The sequence below is a fragment of the Gordonibacter massiliensis (ex Traore et al. 2017) genome, assembly GCF_019731765.1.
GTDB lineage: Bacteria > Actinomycetota > Coriobacteriia > Coriobacteriales > Eggerthellaceae > Gordonibacter > Gordonibacter massiliensis.
The window spans coordinates 1-20,406 of record NZ_JAASIO010000006.1 but is presented as its reverse complement, the minus strand read 5'-3'; the positions used below and the strand labels follow the sequence as shown (position 1 = coordinate 20,406).

The 20,406-nt window shown below is 65.6% G+C and carries 18 protein-coding genes; 1 reads left to right on the top strand and 17 read right to left on the bottom strand.

Features of this window, described 5'->3' with window-relative positions; translation table 11 throughout:
• Positions 1-64 precede the first annotated feature (64 nt).
• The 15 genes from HCH03_RS08330 to HCH03_RS08260 all read right to left on the bottom strand — a co-directional run bounded on the left by HCH03_RS08330 (position 65) and on the right by HCH03_RS08260 (position 17,815).
• Positions 65-1,231, bottom strand: coding sequence for an NAD(P)/FAD-dependent oxidoreductase (locus tag HCH03_RS08330; RefSeq protein ID WP_221689126.1), 1,167 nt, complete (start codon positions 1,229-1,231; stop codon positions 65-67).
• Positions 1,232-1,327: 96 nt separating this feature from the next.
• A complete protein-coding gene (locus HCH03_RS08325; RefSeq protein ID WP_185905931.1) occupies positions 1,328-1,645 on the bottom strand; it encodes a thioredoxin family protein in 318 nt (105 codons plus the stop codon).
• Entirely contained in the window at positions 1,642-2,925 is a 1,284-nt protein-coding gene (locus HCH03_RS08320; RefSeq protein ID WP_221689125.1) for an MFS transporter, read from the bottom strand. Before HCH03_RS08320 ends, HCH03_RS08325 begins: the two co-directional genes overlap by 4 nt.
• Positions 2,926-3,027: 102 nt before the next feature.
• Positions 3,028-4,452: an aryl-sulfate sulfotransferase gene (locus HCH03_RS08315; protein WP_221689124.1), complete on the bottom strand. Its 1,425-nt coding sequence runs from the start codon at positions 4,450-4,452 to the stop codon at positions 3,028-3,030.
• Between the two features lie 411 nt (positions 4,453-4,863).
• Positions 4,864-5,079, bottom strand: a complete 216-nt coding sequence (locus HCH03_RS08310) for a hypothetical protein (protein WP_221689123.1) — start codon at positions 5,077-5,079, stop codon at positions 4,864-4,866.
• Between the two features lie 205 nt (positions 5,080-5,284).
• Positions 5,285-5,827, bottom strand: a complete 543-nt coding sequence (locus tag HCH03_RS08305; protein WP_221689122.1) for a hypothetical protein — start codon at positions 5,825-5,827, stop codon at positions 5,285-5,287.
• An 87-nt stretch (positions 5,828-5,914) separates the two neighbouring features.
• Positions 5,915-7,210 (bottom strand): MFS transporter, encoded by a 1,296-nt coding sequence (locus HCH03_RS08300; RefSeq protein WP_221689121.1) that lies wholly within the window; start codon positions 7,208-7,210, stop codon positions 5,915-5,917.
• Positions 7,211-7,435: 225 nt separating this feature from the next.
• Positions 7,436-7,795, bottom strand: coding sequence for a 4Fe-4S dicluster domain-containing protein (locus tag HCH03_RS08295; RefSeq protein ID WP_080142791.1), 360 nt, complete (start codon positions 7,793-7,795; stop codon positions 7,436-7,438).
• Positions 7,795-10,173 carry a molybdopterin-dependent oxidoreductase gene (locus HCH03_RS08290; protein WP_080142792.1) on the bottom strand — a complete coding sequence of 793 codons (2,379 nt, stop codon included), beginning with the start codon at positions 10,171-10,173 and terminating at the stop codon, positions 7,795-7,797. Before HCH03_RS08290 ends, HCH03_RS08295 begins: the two co-directional genes overlap by 1 nt.
• A gap of 597 nt (positions 10,174-10,770) precedes the next feature.
• A complete protein-coding gene (locus tag HCH03_RS08285) occupies positions 10,771-12,231 on the bottom strand; it encodes a helix-turn-helix transcriptional regulator (protein ID WP_221689120.1) in 1,461 nt (486 codons plus the stop codon).
• A 233-nt stretch (positions 12,232-12,464) separates the two neighbouring features.
• The gene (locus tag HCH03_RS08280; RefSeq protein WP_221689119.1) at positions 12,465-13,991 is read right to left on the bottom strand and encodes a hypothetical protein; all 1,527 of its coding nucleotides are present in this window, start codon (positions 13,989-13,991) and stop codon (positions 12,465-12,467) included.
• 115 nt (positions 13,992-14,106) lie between these two features.
• Positions 14,107-14,502, bottom strand: coding sequence for a SufE family protein (locus HCH03_RS08275; protein ID WP_221689118.1), 396 nt, complete (start codon positions 14,500-14,502; stop codon positions 14,107-14,109).
• On the bottom strand, positions 14,456-15,727 hold the full coding sequence (locus HCH03_RS08270) for an aminotransferase class V-fold PLP-dependent enzyme (protein WP_221689117.1): 1,272 nt from the start codon (positions 15,725-15,727) through the stop codon (positions 14,456-14,458). Before HCH03_RS08270 ends, HCH03_RS08275 begins: the two co-directional genes overlap by 47 nt.
• Complete coding sequence (locus HCH03_RS08265) at positions 15,724-16,161, bottom strand: hypothetical protein (RefSeq protein ID WP_221689116.1); 438 nt, start codon at positions 16,159-16,161, stop codon at positions 15,724-15,726. Before HCH03_RS08265 ends, HCH03_RS08270 begins: the two co-directional genes overlap by 4 nt.
• A 118-nt stretch (positions 16,162-16,279) precedes the next feature.
• The gene (locus HCH03_RS08260) at positions 16,280-17,815 is read right to left on the bottom strand and encodes a hypothetical protein (protein ID WP_221689115.1); all 1,536 of its coding nucleotides are present in this window, start codon (positions 17,813-17,815) and stop codon (positions 16,280-16,282) included.
• Positions 17,816-17,945: 130 nt separating this feature from the next.
• Here HCH03_RS08260 and HCH03_RS08255 point away from each other — a divergent pair, with 130 nt between their 5' ends.
• The gene (locus HCH03_RS08255; protein WP_221689114.1) at positions 17,946-19,613 is read left to right on the top strand and encodes a PucR family transcriptional regulator; all 1,668 of its coding nucleotides are present in this window, start codon (positions 17,946-17,948) and stop codon (positions 19,611-19,613) included.
• Between the two features lie 114 nt (positions 19,614-19,727).
• On the opposite strand, the gene HCH03_RS08250 is transcribed toward HCH03_RS08255, so the two are convergent.
• Both HCH03_RS08250 and HCH03_RS08245 read right to left on the bottom strand, forming a co-directional pair.
• Positions 19,728-20,066, bottom strand: a complete 339-nt coding sequence (locus HCH03_RS08250) for a hypothetical protein (protein ID WP_221689113.1) — start codon at positions 20,064-20,066, stop codon at positions 19,728-19,730.
• Between the two features lie 121 nt (positions 20,067-20,187).
• A partial coding sequence (locus HCH03_RS08245) for a hypothetical protein (protein ID WP_221689112.1) occupies positions 20,188-20,406 on the bottom strand: 219 nt, incomplete at its 5' end.

Genomic DNA, 20,406 nt, shown 5'->3' with positions numbered 1-20,406 from the left:
CACCCGTCCGTTCCATCGGGCCCGGAACCTGCCGGCATCGGGCGGACGGGGCGTTGCGCCCGGGTTAGCCTTGCCTTCCGTTTTCGCGCACGACCTGGGCCTTGTTCTGCTCGTTGAGGGCTATGCCGTACTTCGAGGCGATGCCCCGCTTGAGGTTGACGTCGAACTCGAGGAAGCGGAGCGGCTTTTCGAGCCTCCTGTTCCGCGCGCGCAGCTCCCCGAGGGCTTCCATGCTGCCGGGAAGGCCCGGATCCCAGAATCCCAAGAGCACGGACTCGTCGCTTTCGAGGACGTCGGCGCGGAACTGCTCCATCTCGGCGATGTAGCGCTCCGCGGCCGTGGCCGCCGCCGCCCCGTCGCCCACGGCCGTCGCCACCTGGCGCAGGTACTTCTGGCGCACGTCGCCGGCCGCGAACACGCCGCCTACGCCGAGGTCCATGTCGTCGCCGGTGCGCAGCCAGCCGCGGGGGTCGCGCGGCACCTGGTCTCCCAGGAAATCGGTCGCGGGAACCATGCCGCAGAAGAAGAACACGCCTTGGCAGGGAAGGTCGCGCGCCTCGTCGGTGCGCACGTCCTTGACCTTCACGCCCTCGACTTCGTCGCGTCCGTACACCTCGGCGATCGTGCTGTTGAAAAGGAAGCGCAGCTTCGGGTTCTTCAAGGCATGCTCCGCCGCCAGCTTGTTGCAGTCGAGGACGCCCTCGTCGTGCACGACGACGATCGTGACGCTGCGGGCGAACTTCGCGATGAACTCGCTTTCCTCGATGGCTTGATCCCCGCTGCCCAGCACGACCACGTCCTCGTCCTGGTAGAACTCGGCATCGCAGGTGGCGCAGTAGCTCACGCCGCGGCCGGCGAACTCCTTCTCGCCGGGGATGCCCAGCACGCGCGGGCTCGTGCCCGTCGCAAGGACGACGGCCTTGGCGTGGTAGGCCGCCTTCCGAACGTTCACGATCTTGTCGTCGCTCGAGAAGTCCACGCTGCGAACCGTTTGCTGGCGGATGTCCGCACCGAACGCGCGGGCATGCTCGGCCATCTTCGCCATGAGGTCGGGGCCCGAGCTGTGCTCGACGGAAGGGTAGTTCACGATCTCGCGCGTGTCGTACACGCGCCCTCCCACGTTGCCCTTCTCCAGCACGAGCGTTTTCAGGCGCGCCCGGCCCCCGTAGATGCCCGCCGCCAGGCCGGCCGGGCCGCCCCCTATGACGATCAGGTCGTAGTATTCGTCCATATGAGATTTCTCCTCGACAACAGGATGCCGGTCCCTTTCGCCCGCGATGGCTGATGGCGCTCCTGGCGAACGGAAGGGCGGGCCGGCATCAACGTGTTACAGCTCTTCGATCCGATCGGCGAAGTCGTCCTCGCTCGCGTCCCCGGTTATGCGGCTTCGCGCCTCGCCGTCGGCGAAAAAAAGGGTCTGCGGCACGCCCTTCAGATGCTGCTTCGCCATCAGCCTCGGCTGCTCTTCCACGTCCACTTCGTAAAAGGGGACGGAAGGGTAGTCGTCTTTGAGCGCCTCGAGCTTGGCGTGCACGCTTTGGCAGACGGTGCAGGACTTGCGGGAGAACATCACCAGGCACTTCTCCCCGTCGTTCTCCACGATCTCCTCGAAAGCCGCCGTGTTGAGCGATTCGAACTTGCTCATGCCGCCACTCCTCCTTCCTTGACGGCCGCCGCGCCCTCGGCAAGCTGCGCGGTGCCGCCCTTGTACATTTTCCTGAGCACGACGATCGCCGCGGCGATCCCCGTAAGCGCCACGATGCCCACGGGCACGGCCATGAGGCCCCAGCTGCCCGTCGCGTCGACGACCTGCCCGCATATGACCGGGCCCAGCATCGAGCCGAGCCCCGAGGCGAAGGAGAGCATGCCCATGCCGATGGGCACGGCATGGGGCGCCACGGTGTCGGGCACGAGGTTGTGGGCCATGGGTCCGATAAGCTGCATGCCGGTGCCGCACAGCAGGATGGCGACGATGTCCAAGGGGATCGAGGGCATGTTCCACATGAGCGTGCCGCCCGCCACGACGAAGAAGGTGAGGGTGAGGAATATCTTGGGATGGTGCTTGTTCGCGATCTTGTTCAGCGCGAAGCCGAACGTCAGGCAGAGGAAGATCATCCAGTAGGTGTGCACGGTCGAGATCGAGTTCGCGTCGGCGGAGGGGATGCCGAGCGTGCTTTGCAGGAACGTGGGGTAATAGGACGTGTAGACGTTGAACGCGAAGATGGCCGCGAAGAACACGATGCAGATGCAGACGCAAGCGGGGTTTCTCAAGCACGCGCCCCAGGCGCCCTTCTTCTTGGGCGCTCCGTTCTGCTTCGCCTCGGCGTTTTTGACGGATTTGTCCATGTCGGACTGAACCTTGCAGAACAGGAAGTTCAGGACGAGGGCCACAGCCAGAAACGCTGCGGCAACCAGCCAGTTGGAGCGCCAGCCGAACAGCGGCGTGAACACGTTGCACAGGTTGAGGATGATCAGCGTGCCCACCGTGGACCAGATGGACCAGAGCGTCATGGGCAGGCCGCGCTTCTCGGCCGGGAACGCCTCGGTGATGATCACCGGGGCTATGATGAACACGAATCCGACGCTGATGCCCTCGCAGAACCTCGTGATCGCCAGCGTCGTGAAGTCCGGGGCGAAGTAGCCCAGGACGTTGAACGCGAGGCACCAGGCGATGCCGAACAACCACACCTTGCGCACGCCGAACTTGCTGACGATGGAGCCGCCCGGCAGGGCGATGAGAAGGTTGGCCAGGGCGGTGATGCTCATGAGCGATCCTGCCGTGGTGATGTCGATGCCGTACTCGCCTTTGATGAACACCATCGTGCCGGTGATTTTGAACCATGAGACGGCGACGCAGATGGAGCCGATCACCGCGACGACGAACACGAGCCATCGGTTCGGCAGGCTTGACCTTGTTTCTTGCATGTTCCCCTTCTTTCCCTTCGGCATGCGGCGAACCTGGGGCGACGGGCGCTGCCGCCCCAGGTTCGCCGCCTCGCTCGGCCGCCGGTCGGCGACCGAATCGCCCTAGTTGAGCTTGTCCACGCAATGGGCCGAGTTGGCGTGGAAGCCCGTGGTCCCTTCGACCGAGACCTCCGCCTCGTCGTAGCCGGTGGCCTCGGCGCCGGGCAAGCGGAACTGCGCGTTGTCGCAGCGGGGGATGGCGACTTCCTCGGGCGCGTCGAGCTGGGGGATCCACTCGTAGGGAATGCGGTACGCGCGGTAGAGCAGGGCCGGGCCCACGTCGGGATAGACGTATTCCCACACCAGCTCCTTCTCGGGAGTCATTTCCATGATCCTGCCCGTGGTGCCCTCGCAGATGAGCGTGTTGCCGTTCTCCAGGCGCTGCGCGTCGCTCGTGAGCGGCGAGTAGAAGTTGTGGGCGCTGAACGGGAAGCCCACGGTCTCGTTGGTGTCGCGGCACTCCCACACCACCTTCAGCGTCACCGGATCGAGCTCGATCACGCGCGAGCCGTCGCGGCGCTGGGTTTTCAGGCCCGTCTTCGACACCTGGGAGGGCTGGTCGTAGCCCGCCCAGCCTCCGTTGTCGTAGACCAGGATGTTGCCCTCGCCCGGCAACCCTCGGGGGATCATGTGGGTGTGGTGGGGGCCGATGATGGCGCCGAGGATGCGCAGCTCGCGGCTTGCCGTGTAGTCCGGCCCGATCTTCCACACGATGTCGCCGGTTTCATGGTCGAGGATCCACAGCATGTTCGCCTCGCGGGAGTCCATGATGATGTTGTTGGGGTTGAAGCGCTCGTCGCCTTCGTCGTACCAGTGGTTCGGGCCCAGGTAGCTGGCGCAGTTCACGTGGAAGAGGTCGCCTTCGCCCTCCGCGCCCGCGTCCTGGGTGTTGGGGTCGCGGTAGATGACGTTTTTCTGGGCCTCGGTGAAGTTGAAGTCGTTGAGGTGGTCGAGCGTGCTCCACTCCCACTGGATGTTGCCCTCGCGGTCGATCTCGATCAGGCGGTCGTCCAGCAGAAGCTGCGGCGAGATCTTGGGTTTGCGCACGTCGTTGTGCGTGAGGAGGAGCACCTTGTTGAAATCGTTGGTCGATTCCTGCCCGGGGACGTGATAGCCCACCGGGTTGCCTTCGATCTGGTAGTCGTGGTGCGTGCGGGCGACCCATTGCTTGCCGCCGTCGCCGTCGTCAACTTCCTGGTTGCGGTTGAACGTCCACTCGACGTTGCCGTCCCAATCGACCTCGGTCAGATCCGTCTGGTCCTGGTACGCGGCTTCGGGATCGCGCTCGCCCAGGTGCCCGAACAGGTGGCCGCCGGGAATCATCTTGCAGGGGAACCCTTGGAAGTCCTTCCAGTAGCGAACGGCCTTGCCGTTCATGTTGATGAGGAGAACGCCTTTGTTCGGCCCGGTGAACAAGGTGTAGCCGCTCTGGCACTTCTCGGGATCGTAGATGGTCGTTCCGGTTGGAAACACTGTTGGCCTGCCCATGGTACCCTCTTTCCTCCGCTGACGCTTCTGCTTTCTATCGCACACAGCACGTTGCTGAGATGCTTCGTCCGGGCGACGTTCGCCAGGGGAGGCGCCACGGCGGCCTTCCGTGCCGAACCGATGCTCGGTGTGGTTTTTCCAGCGTTTGACCTGCTCGCTTGTAAAAGCGAGCCGCCCTGCGCTCTTCGGTTTTGTCTTGGGGGAACCTGTTTTTCGCTACCTGTATTAAGCCACGCCGCATGGACGGAGGCCTGTCGGCAGTCCGACACTTTTGCAATTGGGTATTTCAATTTCTAATGCCACAGAGAAGAGGGCGGGAACGAGAAGGGGTGGGAAAAACAAGAAGGGCCGGCTCCGGAGACGATCCGGAGCCGGCCCTTCTGGGAGGAGGGGGGTGCTGTTCGGTTGCGGCTAGCCCGCCATGCCGCCCATGGAGAAATAGCCCGCCACGGCCACGAGGACTATGCCGGCTGCCGCCACGAGCACGTTCTTCGCCGAGAAGGAGGGAGGGGCTTGGTCGGGTTTCCGGACGGCGGTCTCGGCCGCATCTTCCGGCGCGACCGCGTCCACCTCGTCCCAGCGTGCCGCCGCCTTCTGCGCGGGCGTCATCTTCTTCTTACGGCTCATGGCGGGCCTCCTTCTTTTTTCGAGGACGGTTCCTCTTGCGGCCCATGGCGGGCCTCCTTTTCCACGCATTTGGTTTCGTAGGGGCGCTCTCCAGAGCGCCCGTTCCGGCGAAGCCGGAAAAGCAACCGAGGGCCGCCTCTCGCGCGGCGCGCGAGAGGGCGCTCTGGAGAGCGCCCCTACGGGAGAACCGGCATGCTTCTTGCGGCTAGTCCTTCTCGACGGGCACCGGCTCGCGGTCGGCCTCCCATTCTTCGAATATCACGCTGCCGCGGTACTTGTACACGCCGTAGATGCCGGCGAACTCGTAGCCGGCGCAGACGAACGTGCCGCCGATGGACGTGACGAACTCGGCGGCCTCCGCGTTGAACGCGCCCTGCTTGAACACGTAGAAGTTCGCGATGTTGTCGCGGCTGCCCGTGGGGGCCAAGAACAGGCCCGTGCCGAACTGCACCGGCAGGCCGTCGCTTTTCAGGCGCAGGTTCTCCAGCAGGATGTCGGGCTCGAAGCGGTTCAGCCAGCTCTTGCGCTTGAGGGACGCCCATTCGGCCCACACCGAGGTGCTCTTCTTGCCGTCGTCGGCGTAGATCGCGTTGAAGAAGTCCTGGTAGGACGAGGTGCCTTCCAGGTACGGCTGGTAGTCGGGGGAGACGTTCGGGCCTGTCGACACGTACAGCAGCAGACGCTCGAGCGCCGCGCGCGACGCCAGCGGCGCCTGGTCGATGCTTTCCTTCAGTCCTTGATAGTCCATGGTGGCTCCTTCGAACTCGACGGCGCTGTGACAAGGGTGGTGCGAGCGGGGCGGCGCAGCGCTCGCACGCCGTCCCGCTCGTTGCGGCTAGAACCCGCTCGGCCACGCCTCCTCGGCCGGCACGTCGTCGAGCTTCTTCACGTTCTTGCCGCGCGGCAGGATGAAGAAGCACAGGATGAAGGCCAGCACGTAGGCGGGAAGCTGCAGAACCAGGCTCGCGGTCTGCCAGCCGGTCTGCGACATAACGGCGCCGAACAGCGGCGATCCCACGGCCGACCCGAGGTTTTGGCAGAGCTGCATGATGGCCATGGCCATGGTGGCGCCCATGGCGGTGTTGCGCATGAGCATGGGGGCCATGGGGCGCAGGCTGCCTCCGCACATGCCGCCGCCCACGCCCTGCAGCACGATGGTGACCCACATGACGGCGATGGCTCCGTTGCCCACGTAGAACATGAAGAAGCCGGTGGGTATGAGCAGCAGCATCATCACCAGGCCCACGATGTACTTGCGGCCGAGCGGCAGCCGGTCGGACACGAAGCCCGTGAGCGGCGCCACGATGAGCGACAGGAACATGATGACGGACGAGAGCGTCGAGGCGGTTTGCGCGTCGAAGCCCAGCTGCGTCTCCAGAAACGTGTTGTAGTAGGTGTTCATGATGCCGATGGTGGTGAAGGCGAACAGGAAGAACACGGCGCCCAGGATCCAGATGCGGCGGTTCTTGCAGTACTTGAGCGACTCTTTGAACGTGCCCTCCACGCCCATGTCGCCCGTGGCGCCCGGAGGCATCTTGTACACGAGGGCGAACAGCACGAACGCCACGGCGCACACGGCCGCGATGGCGAAGAACACCGCCTGGTAGCCGAACGCGCCGGCGATGGCGGGCGCGGTGTTGAACGCCACGACCGAGCCGACGGGCACCCAGGTGGCCCATATGCCCAGCGCGAGCCCGCGCTTGCGCTCCGGGAACCAGATGGTCACGCACGACGGAGCGGCCACGCCGATGAGGCCGATGCCCACGCCCTCCAGAAGGCGGCTTCCCATGAGCACGGCGAGGTCGTTCGTCAGCCCGCCCAATGCCGAGCCCACGCCCAGGCACGCCACCGACAGCAGGATGACGTTCTTCAGTCCCATGCGCCGCGCGATGAACGCGGCGGGGAAGGCCAGCACCACGCCGATGATGGCGATGGCGCTCATGAGCGTTCCGAACGTGACGGAGTCGAGCGCGCCGTGGAACGCCGGGAACAGCCACGACGCCAGCGGCGGGATCTTGAACTGGCACAGCGGCGCGCAGAAGCTCGCGAGGTACGTGACGGCGAGGATGCCCCATGCCTTTCCGGAAACCTTGTCTTGCTTGGCTATTTGATCCGCAGTCAATTCAGCCATGATAATGCCCCCTTGGTATGTTTTCCCCTTAAAGTACCCGCAGGATGACTCGTAGGGGCGATCCCCTGATCGCCCGTTCCGGCGAAGCCGGAAAAGCAACCGAGGGCAGCGTTCTCGCGCTGCGCGCGAGCGGGCGATCGGGAGATCGCCCCTACGGTTCCACCTGCGTTCGTGGAACGAAGCAGGGATGGGACGGCGAACCGTCCCATCCGTCAATAGTTTACCTTACGCGCAGGGCGGCACCCAGAGGTACTGCTGCGGCTTGGCGTCCAGGCTCTTCACGAGCTCGTCCACCGGGCCGAACTCCATGCACTTCGCCTGGCAGTGGAACACGCAGGAAGGAAGCTTGCCCTTCTCCTGGCGGTCGGCGCACAGGTCGCAGATCTTCGTGAACGACGGGATGAAGTCGTAGACGTAGTTGTCCGTCTCGTTGCCTTCCGCGTCCTTGACGGGCCAGGGGCCGTTCTGCATGACGCGCACGCCCCATTGCTCGAGCGGCAGCTCGTGCTCGGCCTGGCAGGCCACCTCGCACGAGTAGCATCCCGTGCAGTACTGGTAATCGACGAGAATTCCGTTGCGGGCCATTACAGTTCCTCCTCCTTGCAGCGATAGACCTTGCACAGCGTGCACTTAAGGTCGGCACCGAAGCCGGTCGTGCCGGGCTTGTTGGCCAGCAGCTGGTTGATGTTGGACTGGCGGAAGCCGTACAGGTTCGGCTCGGCGCCGTCCTGCTCGGGGAACCACCAGCCGTGCTGGGCGGCGATTTCCTTCTCGTGCACCTCGAACGTGAGGCGGGCACGCTGGCGGCAGCGGCCGCGGTGGTTCTCGATCCACACCCAGTCGCCCTCGGAGATGTTGAGGTCCTTGGCCGTGCGCGGGTGGATCTGCACCCACGGATCGGGCGTGAGCTGGCGCAGGTAGGGGATCTGACGGTGCTCGGAGTGGAAGAACGAGGTGGTGCGGGCGCCCGTGATCATGATGAGCGGGTACTCCTCGTACAGATCCGGCGTGGTCACCGGGCCGATGCCGGGCTCCTCGATGTAGGGCAACGGATCGTAGCCGAACTTCTCGAACAGCGTGGAGTAGAACTCGATGCGGCCGGTGGGGGTGTTGAAGCCGGGCTGGCCGTCGGGGCGCATGAGGCCCTTCTCGTACTTCTTGTACACGTACTTCTGGTAGACCGGGCCGTGCTCCATGAGCTCGTGGAAGGTGAACCCGGAGGGCTTCACGATCTCGTCGTACACCTCGTCCTCGGTAGCCCACGGCCACGTGTGCTGCTTGCCTTCGGGGCGGCCGATGGCCTGGTTGAACTCGTCGTCGTTGTCGAAGTACTGGGCGAGCTCGCGGTTGATCTCGCAGTCGGACTTCGCCTCGCCCTCGGCGGCGCAGCCGCCGGTGATGGCCGACAGGAAGTAGTAGTGGGCGCGCACGGAGTGCTTCTCGGCCCAGGTCTGCACCGGCATGACGATGTCGGCGCACGACTGGATGGTCGGCGTCATGAAGATGTCGACGGCGGCGATGAACTCGGGCTTCTTCATGGCCTTGTACCAGCGGTCGACCTCGCAGCTCATGCAGGCGATGCCGTTGGACGTTTGGATCCACACGCCCTTGACCTTGTCGGCCTCCATGTACTCGAGGCACATGTCGGGCATGGCCTGGGTGAGGCCGTAGCGGTACATGGGGAACTCTTTCCAGCCCACGCGCTTCTTCTGCATCTCCTCGTTGATGAGGTCGTAGATGCCCCACGCGCCGGCGGAAGGCTGGTCGACGCCCATGGGGGAGGCGGTGTAGCACATGCCGCCCGGCACGTCGAGGTTGCCGGTGATGGTCCACAGCGCCGCGATGGCGGCGGCGCAGGGCGTGCCCTGGCTCTGCATGTCGACGGCGAGGCCCCACACGACGTTCGCCGGCTTGGAGGTGGCGAACAGGCGCGCGGCGGCGACGATCTTCTCCTTCGGCACCCAGGTCATTTCCTCCACCTGGTCAAGCGACAGCTCGCGGGCGCGCTCGGCCAGCTGGTCGAAGCCGTAAGTCCAGCGGTCGACGAAGTCGTGGTCGTATAGGTCCTCGTCGATGATGACCTTGATCATGCCGAGCGCCAGGCCCGTGTCGGTGCCGGGGCGCAGCTGCAGGTGGATGTCGGCGTGCGCGGCCAGCCACGTGACGCGCGGCTCGACGGAGATGAGCTTGCAACCCAGCTTCATGGCGTCGGTGACCCAGTGGCCCATGAAGAAGTCGGGGTTGGAGATGGTGGGGTTGCAGCCCCACACGATGGTGCACTCGGGGCAGACCCACTCGGGATCGTCGTAGCGCAGCGCCGAGAACTGCGAGAAGTCGGCGATGAGCATGCCGCCGTACGTCATGATCATGAGCGAAAGGCGGGGCAGGTAGCAGGCGGTGCCGGACAGGAAGCCGTACTCGTTCGGGCTGCCGAACGTGTTGACCATGCGGCCGACCTGCCACTGGTTGTCGCGGGCGGTGCCGCGCAGGGCGTGGATGGAGTCGCCGCCGTACGTCATGGCGATGCGGCGGAATTCCTTGTAGCACGTTTCGAGGGCCTCGTCCCACGTGATGCGCTCCCACTTGCCCTCGCCGCGCTCGCCGGCGCGCTTCATGGGGTACAGGATGCGGTCGGGGTGGAACTCGACCTGCTTGAAGGCCAAGCAGCGCGGGCACAGCGCGCCGCGGTTGTACGGGTCGTCCGGGTCGCCCTCGCACTTGATGAACTTGCCGGTCTCCTTGTCGGAGTACACCAGCACGCCGCAGCCCTCGTGGCAGCCCGGAGCGGACCACACCGAGGTGCGGGTGACGATCATGCCGTCTTCCTCGTACTGCCATTCGCCCGGATGCTTCCAGCGCGGGTCGACCTCTTGCTTCTTGCCGGCGCCAAAGTTGAACTGGTTCTCCTCTTTGGATGTGCCGATCTCGTCGCGGTCCTTCTCCGCGACTGCGTTTTCAACCATCGCAACTCCTCTCGATTCGCGGTCCTGTCGGGTGTCCGCCCCAATCGGTCCGCCCCCTCTAGGGTTGGTGCGAGTAAAGCATGCGCACGGTATGAGCGTATCGCGTAATGAGTATGCAGATTGCGAATCAGTACATTGGTATGAGGTGGTGATCTGGGGCTTTGCTCGGCTGGGTCGACCTGGGCGCATCGGCGGGCGGCATGGGCTCGCCGCTCGGTCAGTCCTGGCTCGCGCGAACAGCCCGCAGGGCTGTTCGGCTCACGGGGTGCGGCGCCGCCGAGCGAAGCGAGGCAAGTCCCCGAAGGGGGAATCTACAGCGGGCCCGCGCAGCCCCTCCGATTCCTCGTAGGCCGAGCAAAGGGTCCGTGGGGGTGAGGGGGTTTCAACCTGCGGGGGTTTGCAGGTTGAGGGAGCTCCCCGTAGGGGCGATCTCCAGATCGCCCGTTCCGGCGAAGCCGGAAAACAACAAGGGAGAATGCCGGGGCGAAGAGGCGCCTCACGGGATCGCGCTTAGCTGCCTATCGTCAACCGCTTTCTGATTGAGAAACATTTTCGCCCGAAAACGTTCTGTTTTGGAAACACTACTGGAAAAGTATCTTATTGCTCCACCGGGTACTCCTCGATGAAGTCCATGAGCTTTTGCTGGGAGTGGATGTCGAGTTTGCGGTAGATGCTGTAGATGTGGCTCTTCACCGTGTGGGGCGAGATGGTGAGCTTGTTCTGGATGTAGGCGGCGTTGCGGCCCTTCGCCAGGAACTTGAGGATGTCGGTCTCGCGGGGCGAGAGCTGGTAGAGCTCGGCCACGGCGGCGCAGCGGCGCTCGAAAAGCTCCTTCTCGCTCAGGTTCGAGGGCACGACGGGCTGGGCGCCGCGGTCTTCGGGAACGCCGCCGTCGGGCGCGTGGTGCTCGGCCGAGGGGAAGAACAGCATGACCACCACCACGAGCACGAACGCCATGCACAGGCGCACGATCATGAAGGCGTCGGAATGGGCTCCGTAGACGAAGGTCATGGCCGTGGCCACGCCCCAGCCGACGAGGAAGCCCAGCGCGCTGAACGCGAGGCGCATCGGCGCCTGGCGGAACACCGGCGTGTCCCAGCGCTCCACGCTCTTCTTCACGATGAAGGCGTAGTTCACGGACACGAACGCGGCCCACGAGGCCACGACCAAGCACGAGCACGCCAGCTGGAACACCTCGGTGGCGAAGGGCATGGCCAGGCACGCCAGCACGGTGATGCACAGCAGCACGCGTTGGATGACGGTGATGCCGACGGTTTTGCCCGCAAGCGCCAGCGCCGCGATCACGCCCGCGCCGACGATCACGAACAGCAGGCCCACGAGCACGTTCTGCGATCCGGAGTTGAACAGGTACACGAACGTGAGGCCGAACACGATGCCGAACGCCACGAGCGACGGCTCGATCTCCCAGGCGAATTTCCAGGTGTCTTTGCAGGAGCCGACGGGAGGGGCGTCGAGGTTGCCCTCTCCGCGCTCTCCGGCGAACCGGAGCAGCCCCACGCTCAACAGTGCGTAGACGACGCAGAACACGGGCTGCACGGCCTGGGGGACGAGCGCCGCGAGGACGAAGAGGATCCCGCCGCCCACCAGCGACAGGCTCGTGAAGCGCGCGTAGCTCTGCACCCTGATGCGGCTTCCCACATCGAGCCAGCTCACCGTGAGCGAGGCCCCGCCGAAGCCGGCGCACAGGTTGACGACGCACAGCACGGGGGAGGGAATGGGCACGTCGAAGCTCAGCAGCAGGGCCGCAAGGGGCAGCAAAAGCGCCAGCACGGCGTCGGTCACGAGCGCGGGAAGCTTGAAGGGGTTGAACTTCTTGCTCTTGCTGGCCAGGTGCAGCGCCAGGTAGCCCAGGGCCATGCCGGCGAACACGAACAGCTGGATGCCGTCGCGCTCGGCCACGGGAGTGTCCTGGATGAACTCCGCGAACAGCCAATAGTACGAGACGAGCATCCATCCGAAGAAGCAGGCGAATCCGCCTATCCCCAACAGTTCCATGGCGCCGATGCGGCGCTTCGAAGAAGCCTTACCCTCGTCCATCGAACCCCCCTGCGGTGCCCGGCCATAACATCATAGGAGAAACTGAACACGATCGCTGCGCCCTGGCCAAGCACCTCCGCAGGACGCGACCCCAACATCTCCGAAAACCCAGTATACCGCAAAATCAGCTGTTCATGTTTGCGTCCGCCCCGGTTCGACCTTCGGGGGTGGGACGGACGCAAACGGGATCGAAGGGGCGTCGTGCCGATGCGCTTGGCGCGACGAGGCCCGTTCTACACGGAGACGACTTCCAATTTCAGCGTTTCGGCGAGAAGCGTCAGTTCGCGCGTGATGTCGCCGAACACGAGCGGAAGCATGAGGCCGACCTTCGCCTGCTCCTTGTACAAGCGGTACCCGTCGCTCACGCGGAATACGAAACCGCCGTTGCAGTTGTGCAGGTCGTAGCCGTATCCTTTGACGATTTCGCCCTTGACCACGAGCAGCTTCCTGCAATCACCCGAGAAGCGCGCGAGCGTCACGGTTTTTCCGATGTCGGCGTTGAAATCCCGGTGGAATACGGCGCCGAATTGCTGGTCGTAGGCGAAGTGGCGGATCGCGTAGGGGCCGACCGGTCCCTCGACGCCCTCGACCTTGCGCATCATGGGCGACATGTTCACGCAGTACAGGTTCGAGGTGTCCTCGATGGCGGAGCGGTCTTGCTCGGGGATCTGGTCGATCCATTGAACGCTGCCTTGCGATTCTACGAGGGGCAGGGTGTTGGCCATGTAGGGCACCTGCCCGGAAAGGCACAGCTCGGCCATCATGGTCAACGTGGCGGCGATGTCGTACTTGCAGGCGGAGGCGATGCCGCGTTCGTTGTTCAGCTGGTGGTTCAGGCAGAAGGTGAACTTCTCGTCGTTGAGCCGCCGCGTGGAGCAGAGGTCAGGGCAGGGGATGGCGCAGCCGCTGCAGTCGTGCGCATCGAGGTGCTTGTTGACGACCTTCCATGCTTTCAACGAGTTGAGCAGGTACTCCTTCGAGATGTCGCATTCTTCGGCGCCGCTTATCAGCTCGTCGGCGTAGGCATCCAGCTCGGCCAGGTCGTCGTCGGTTAGGTTGGGCGTGGCGCGTCCGGGAGTGGTCGTGTTGCCCTCGGCGGTCAACGGCTTCATCTGCTCGACGAGCTCGTGAAAGTTGACGGGCCTGAAGCTCGTGCCGAACGTGGCCGACGCCTGTTCGAGCGAGATGAACGAGTCGTCCGCTCCGGCGAGCGCCATGGTGTCGCCGAATCGGGTGACCAGCAGCACGTTCGCCTCCGCAAGCGCCTTGCGAGCCCTGAGCGCTTTCAGGTAATCGGACACCTCGGGCCAATCGTAGGGCACGTAGACCTCGGCCCCGATGTTGAACAGATAGGCCGATTTCATAGGGTTCCACTGGTTCGGGCATATGACGAGGGGTTTCTTGCACTTGCGTCCGAACTCGCGCCAGACGCGGTCGGCGCCGAACAGCGTGAGAACGAAGTACGCATCCGCCGTCGCGTCATCCTCCATGAGCTTCTCGAGGAAGCCGTCGTCGATGTCCCAATCGTCGGTCGCGGTGACTGCGGCGGGTTCGAGCAGCGTGCAGGCATCGTCGGGGCAGCTGGCGCGCAGGCCCGCCATGACGCCTTTGACGATCTTCGCGTTCAGCACGTCGTCGAATCCCGGTTGGAGCGCGTCCCCTCCGGTCATTCGGCAAGGGCCTTCGTAATAGTACTTATGCGAGAACAGGCAGAACACCGGTTTCACGTTCAATTTCACATCGAGACACGATTTGGACATGGTTCCTCCTCATTTTGCCGTTCGAACGGCTTTTTGGTAGTTGCTCGTAGCGCATCCCGTCGGCCGCCGAAGCGCTTGAGCGCGCTGGCGGGCCCCTCTCTAGGTTGCGGCTTGCCTAGTCGATGATCTTCCTGACGATCGCCTCCAATCCGCGCAGCTGGGTTTTCGTGAAATGGCGTGCGAACGCCTCGTCGTCCAGCAGGCCGCACGGGTAGCCTGCGAGCTCTTCGGAGCGCCTGCCGTCGAACAGCTCCTCCAAAAGGGCGAGGGCCCCGCGGATGGCGATGGACTCCGAGTCGCCGACGAGGCGCACGGTGCCGTCGGCATGGCGTCGTGCGTCGATCCAGGTTTTGACCTGGCATTCCCTGACGAGGTGCTCGTCGTCGCGCAAGCTGTCGGGATAGGGCTCGGCATCGCCGGCGCAGGCGACGAGGTAGGCGTACTGCAGAACGGGGTCGTCCAGCTCATGCAGGTCGGCCAGGATGTCCTCTTCGGTTTCGCGCACGTCCACGGACGCCGCCTCCTTTCAGTACGAGCGAGGCCTTCGCGAGCGCTTCGAGCAGGCGGTCTATATCGTCCTTTGAAGTGAAGGGGGCGACCGACGCGCGCACGGCTCCGGCGCATCCGAGCGCTTCGAGGTAGGGCTGGGCGCAGTGGTGCCCCGAGCGCACGGCGACGCCGAGGCCGTCGAGCAGCTTCGCCCAGTCGAAGGGGGAGGCGACGTCGACGGAGAAGGAGAGGCATCCGGTCCTCTCGGTCGCTCGCCCCAGCACCTGCGCGCCCTCGATGTTCGCGAGCCCCGCTTCGAGCCGGTCGATCAGCCGCCGCTCGTGCAACCGGCAGGCGTCCAGGTCGTGCGCGCGCCAGTAGCGCATGGCGCTCGCCAGCCCGACGGCCCCGTCGATAGGCGGGGTTCCCGCCTCGAACCGCTCGACGCCGTCGGAGAGGACGGCGCGGTCGCTCGTGACCTCCCATACCGTGCCGCCTCCGAACGAGGCGGGCTCGAGCGTCTCCAACAGCGGCCCGCGCACCCAGAGGCCGCCGATGCCGGTGGGCGCGCCCAGCTTGTGGCCGGAGAAGGCGTACATGTCGCAACCGAGGGTGGAAACGTCGGTGGGAAGGTGGACGACCCCTTGCGCCCCGTCCACGACCACCACGGCGTCGCTGCGTTCGTGCGCGATGCCGCTGAGGAGCGCGCAATCGTTGGCGATGCCGGTGACGTTCGAGAGCTGCGTGAACGCGACGATCTTCGTGTCCTCGTTTACGATCGCGCGGAAGGCGCCCGTGTCGAGCGCGCCCGCGCCGTCCACGGGCGCGACGCGCAGATCGCAGCCCGTCCTGCGCGCCAGGCTTCGCCAGACGAGGATGTTGGAGTGGTGCTCCATCGCGGTGATGACGACGTTCGACCGCTCGTCGAGCCGCGGGGCCAGCATGGCGGCCGCCTTGTTGAGGGAATCGGTGGTGCCGGAGGTGAACACGAGCTCCGGTTCGCTTCCGCCGATGAACTCCGCGGCGATGCGGCGCGCTTCGTCGTAGCGCTGCGACGACTCCTCGGACAGCGTGTGCACGCCGCGATGGATGTTCGCGTAGCTGTTCGAGCGGAAGGCGCACAGCTCGTCGAGCACGAGCCGGGGCATGGGCAGGGTGGCCGCGTTGTCCAGGTAGACGAGCGGCCGGCCGTTCACCGTGCGGGCGAGAAGGGGGAAGTCGCCGCGCGCGAACGCGTCGCGGCTCATTTCCCGGCTCCGTCGCCCGAAGCCGGGAAAGCCGCGAACATCAGATCCGCCAGCTCGTCGGTCGTGTCGGCGAGCCCGGCGCGCAGGCCGTCGAGCGCCACGCCGAACTCGCGCTGCAGCGCCATGATCAGCAGCGCCTGCTTCATGTCGACCGACCGCGCGCCGTCGCAGGTTGCCGGGCGCTCGGCTTCGACCACCTGGTCGGGATCGGTTCTGAGCGCTTTCGCGAGGCTCTCCTCCGCCAGGTCCTCCAGCGAGCGGCTCGGCGCCTCGGCGGCTTCGAGGCCGAATTTCGCCAGCACGTACCGAAACAGGTGCTCGCGCAAAAGCTCGGCGGTCAACGTCCCCTCGGCGCGCTTCTCGCGGACGGCGTCGACCTGGTCCGCCGCCGCGCGCTTGTCCGCCAGCAGCCTCTCTTTGATGTCGCGACGCATCGCATCTCCTCTTCTTCGGCGCTTTGCGACCGCACTGAAAGCCGCCGCAACGCGTGCCCTCTGCGGCGCCCGATACGCCGCCGCAGAGGGCACGTTTGGTGCGGCCTCGCGGGGCGTGCTACGCGCGCACGGGTTCCATGCCCAGGCGCTTCGCCAGCTCCTCCAAGTCGTCGGCGATGTCGCCGTACACGAGCGGCAGGTGCAGGCCGAAGCGCATCTGCTTCTTGAACAGATCGCGCGTGTCGGCAACCTTGAACACGAAGCCGCCGTTGCAGTTGTCGGTGTCGAAGCCGGTGCCGGTCACGATCTCCCCCGACACGATGAGCATCTCGTCGAGGTTGGGGGAGATGCGGCAAAGCGTGATCTTCTGCCCGGCATCGGCGGTGAAGTCGTGGCGTTGGATGGCGCCGAAGCCCTGGTCGTAGGCGAAGTGCCGCAGTGCGTACGCGTCGGCAGCCGCCTCGAGGCCGTGGAGCTTCCGGCAGGGCGTGGAGTGGATGACCGAGTACATGTTCGCCGCGTCCTCGAGCGAGATGCCGGCCACGTCCTCCTCGTGCACGTTCACCGGCCATTCGATGCGGCCCTCCGTCACCACGACGGGCAGCGTGTTGCCCATGTAGGCGGCGCTGTTCGAGAGCGCCATCTCGGCGATCATGCACACGACGGACGTGATGTCGTACTCGCAGGCGCTTCCGAAGCCCTGCTCAAGGTTGAGCGAGTGCGCCAGGCAGAACGTGAACTGCTGCTCGTTCAGGCGGCGCGTCGAGCACGCGTCCGGGCACGGCGCGGTGAACCCGGAGCAATCGTAGAGGTCCATGAGCTTTTGCACGACGGTCCAAGCGACGAGCGATTTGACCAAGAACCCCTTGTCGACGATGCAGGGGTCGGCGGAGGCCATCATCTCGTCGGCCATCTCCTCGCAGCGCGCCACCTCCTCGGGCGTGATGTTGGGCGTGGCGCGTCCGGGCGTGGTGGCGTTGCCCTCCTCGGGCAGCGGGTTCATCATGTCCATGAGCTCGTGCACGTTCACGTGGCGGAAATGGCATCCCAGCTGCCGCGTGACATCCGACAGGCAGGTGAACGAGTCGTTGCCGCCCGCCTTGGGCGTGGTGGAGTCGAAGCGGGGCGCGAGCAGGATGTTGGCCGTGCGCACGGCCTTCTCGGCGCGCAGGATGGAGCAGTAGCGCGAAACCTCCGGCCAGTCGAAGGCCGGGAGGACGTCGGCGCCGCGCCGTTGGGCCGGCGCGGTGGACATGGCGCCGAACGACTTCGTGGGGTTCATGACCACGGGCTTGCTCGTGCGGCAGCAGAACTCCACGAGGATCTGGTTCGCGCCGAAGTTCGACATGACCACGTAGAGGTCGGTTTTCTGGTCGTCGGCCAGCATCTCCTCGAAGTAGGAGTCCTTGATGTCCCAGTCGTCGGTGCCGCGCACGATGGCGGGCTCGAGCACGTTCGCGCCCGTCGACGCCACGTACTTGTTTACGTTGGCCAAAAAGCCCTTGAGCATCTTGCCCTGAACGACGGCGTCGAACCCGGGCTTGATGGCGTCCCCGCCCGCCATGCGGCAGGGCCCCTCGTAGTAGTACTGGTGCTCGAAGCCGATGAACACGGGCTTCACGGTGAGCTTGATGTCGGTGACGCTTCGCTTCATGGACGTACCCCTTTCGATGCGCGTAGGCCCGGAATCGTGAAGGGCCTTGGAAACCTGGCATTATCTTAGAATGCGCATCCACCCAAAGATATGTCAAAATGCACATGAATATACGCTATAATGCAGCATTATGACAATTACGTGCAACATGGTGGCGGATAGGGTGGGCAGCGGTGCCGTGCTCGTCGCCCCCGAAGGCGCGTCTCCGCGATTCTCCCACGTCATAGCGGACGGGGAAGGGGAGCTTTGCGCGCTCGGCGCGTTGCGCGCCACGGTGGGCTCGACGCTGTTCGTGGGCGACGAGGCCTCGTGCCTCGCGTACCTGACCCGCCACCCGGGTGGCTGGGCGCTGAGTGCGGGCGGATCGGCCGTGGAGCCTTCGGCGTCGACGGCGGATGCTGGGGATGCGGTCGCCACGAAGCCGGTCGACGCCGCGGCCGCATCCGTGGCAGACGCCGTGGCGGAGCGCCTGTTCGTCCTGCGCGCTTCCTGCACGCCCGCGCATGCAGCCGCCTGCGCGGCGGCCGAGCTCGCCGACACGCAGGCGTGGATTGCCCGCATGCAGGAGGCGTTGCTCGCGGGCGGGGGCTACCAGGAGCTTGCAGACGCCGCCGAACCAGCGCTCGGCAACTCCCTTGCGCTGTCGGACGCGGGGTTCCGCATCATCGCGCACACGCGCCGGCTTCTTCCGCCCGATCCTCTGATGCGCGATTCTATCGAGCAGGGCAGGCTCAGCAGGGAGGCGCTCGACTCGTTCAGACGGCACGGCCGCCCGCAGCGATGGAGCACGCAAACGGGCGTGCACGTGCTAGAGGGCTATGGGGGCTGCCCCATCGTGGAGTGCATCTTTCGCGTGGAGGGCGTCTACGCCGCCCATCTCGTCATGCACTGCGACCGTCGGCCCCTCACCGAGGGCTTGCTGGACAAGCTGGCCTTGCTTTGCACGTGCATCGAGCTGAACTTGAAGAAGGAGCTGCCGGCCAGCAGGCTGTTCGATCAAGGCCCCGCTCGCGTGCTCGCCGACCTGGCGGCCGGCATGCCCGTTTCGCGCCGCAACTTGGAGGCGTGGTTCCGTGCGACGGGCCTATCGCGCGACGGACGGTTCGAGCTGGCGGTGGTGGATTACGGGTACCGTGACGACGAACGGCAGTTGGCGGTGAACGCATGCCTGCGCTTGCTCGACCTCTTCCCCGATGCGGTGGTCGGACTGCAGGACAACCGTGCGCTCGTGCTGCGCTCGCTCGCGGACTGCGATGACTCTTTCCGTGCGGCGATCGGACGCCACGCGCTGGAGTTCGGCGGCAGGGCCGGGCTGTCCGACCTGCTCGACCGCGTTGAAGACCTGCGCTACGCGTACCGTCAAGCGGACATCGCGCTGCAGATGGCGGCGGCCGAGGAGCACGGCGCCGAGGGAGGCGTCGCCTTCGGCGACGGCGGGGGGTCGGACGACGGCGCTCGGGACGGCGGCGCCTGCCGTTTCCGCGACTACTTCGTGGCCTATCTGCTGACGAGCGAGCACCAAGACGACGAGCTCGTGTCGTTCACCGTGTCGCACAGCGTGCCCGCGCGCCTGCGCGAGGCCGACCGCGCGGCGGGCACGCAGGACTGCGCGTTGCTGCTTTCGTACTTGGCGCTCGAGCGGCGCCCTTCAACCGTCGCGCAACGGCTGCACCTGCATCGCAACACGTTGTTGTACCGCGTGCGCCGCATAGAGCAGGAATACGGCATCGACCTCGACGATTGGCGCACACGCGAACGCCTGCTCGCCGAGTACCAGATCATGCGGTTCGGCGGGTGATCGAAGCCGCCGAACCGCATGATCCGGTACTTCCTTCAGGATCCTTGCTACCTGCGCCATCGCCTGAAGCGCGCGATTCCGCGAATGTTCGACAACGGCTTCTTGCGGCCGGGCTCACGCCACGCCGGGCGGTTTGATGCCGCGCTCGCGCACGACGTCGTCGACCGACGCCATGCCCAGCTCGCGGCAGGCGCTCGCCACGCCCGGCGTCGCACCCGTCGCGGCGTCCACGTCCTCGGCGGACGCCGCGCTCACGCCCGGAGGAGCGCATGCGGGCAGGGGCGCCTTTTCCCCGGCGGGATCGAGCGCCGCCGCCGCGTCGGCCAAGCTCGTCGCGGAGGTGACGGCGTCTGTTTCGCCGCCGTCGGCGATGCCCTCGACCGGGCAGGTTGCCCCGGTGACGGCGTCGAAGCGCTCGTCGGTCGGATGTTCGTTCGTTTGCCGTTCTCGCATGTTTTTTCGCTCCGTTTAGATTCGTGCAATCGTATGCGCGGGTAGGCTTTCGCCTCGTGCCCCGCGTTCGGCGTCCGGCGGGTTGCGCGCCGCAGCGCAGGGCTTTGCGGCGCGTTTTTGCCTATGCGGCGGGAAGCCGGTCTTCCACGGCTGCGGCGATCTCGTCCGCCTGGCCGCCTTCGCTCTCGTCTTCCTCGAACACCGGCGGCTTCATCGCCACGTAGACGATCCACAGGACGGTTCCGACGGCTGCCGTGACCGCGCACAGCGGCGCCACGTTCGTCCACACCTGGGCCTCGCCGATGACGTAGCCCACGACCGGCGTGCACAGCAGGTTCGA

Excerpts from the sequence above, each read along its gene's own strand:
- HCH03_RS08330 (WP_221689126.1), bottom strand. The coding sequence starts at position 1,231 with ATGGACGAATACTACGACCTGATCGTCATAGGGGGCGGCCCGGCCGGC.
- HCH03_RS08325 (WP_185905931.1), bottom strand. The coding sequence starts at position 1,645 with ATGAGCAAGTTCGAATCGCTCAACACGGCGGCTTTCGAGGAGATCGTG.
- HCH03_RS08320 (WP_221689125.1), bottom strand. The coding sequence starts at position 2,925 with ATGCAAGAAACAAGGTCAAGCCTGCCGAACCGATGGCTCGTGTTCGTC.
- HCH03_RS08315 (WP_221689124.1), bottom strand. The coding sequence starts at position 4,452 with ATGGGCAGGCCAACAGTGTTTCCAACCGGAACGACCATCTACGATCCC.
- HCH03_RS08310 (WP_221689123.1), bottom strand. The coding sequence starts at position 5,079 with ATGAGCCGTAAGAAGAAGATGACGCCCGCGCAGAAGGCGGCGGCACGC.
- HCH03_RS08305 (WP_221689122.1), bottom strand. The coding sequence starts at position 5,827 with ATGGACTATCAAGGACTGAAGGAAAGCATCGACCAGGCGCCGCTGGCG.
- HCH03_RS08300 (WP_221689121.1), bottom strand. The coding sequence starts at position 7,210 with ATGGCTGAATTGACTGCGGATCAAATAGCCAAGCAAGACAAGGTTTCC.
- HCH03_RS08295 (WP_080142791.1), bottom strand. The coding sequence starts at position 7,795 with ATGGCCCGCAACGGAATTCTCGTCGATTACCAGTACTGCACGGGATGC.
- HCH03_RS08290 (WP_080142792.1), bottom strand. The coding sequence starts at position 10,173 with ATGGTTGAAAACGCAGTCGCGGAGAAGGACCGCGACGAGATCGGCACA.
- HCH03_RS08285 (WP_221689120.1), bottom strand. The coding sequence starts at position 12,231 with ATGGACGAGGGTAAGGCTTCTTCGAAGCGCCGCATCGGCGCCATGGAA.
- HCH03_RS08280 (WP_221689119.1), bottom strand. The coding sequence starts at position 13,991 with ATGTCCAAATCGTGTCTCGATGTGAAATTGAACGTGAAACCGGTGTTC.
- HCH03_RS08270 (WP_221689117.1), bottom strand. The coding sequence starts at position 15,727 with ATGAGCCGCGACGCGTTCGCGCGCGGCGACTTCCCCCTTCTCGCCCGC.
- HCH03_RS08265 (WP_221689116.1), bottom strand. The coding sequence starts at position 16,161 with ATGCGTCGCGACATCAAAGAGAGGCTGCTGGCGGACAAGCGCGCGGCG.
- HCH03_RS08260 (WP_221689115.1), bottom strand. The coding sequence starts at position 17,815 with ATGAAGCGAAGCGTCACCGACATCAAGCTCACCGTGAAGCCCGTGTTC.
- HCH03_RS08255 (WP_221689114.1), top strand. The coding sequence starts at position 17,946 with ATGACAATTACGTGCAACATGGTGGCGGATAGGGTGGGCAGCGGTGCC.
- HCH03_RS08250 (WP_221689113.1), bottom strand. The coding sequence starts at position 20,066 with ATGCGAGAACGGCAAACGAACGAACATCCGACCGACGAGCGCTTCGAC.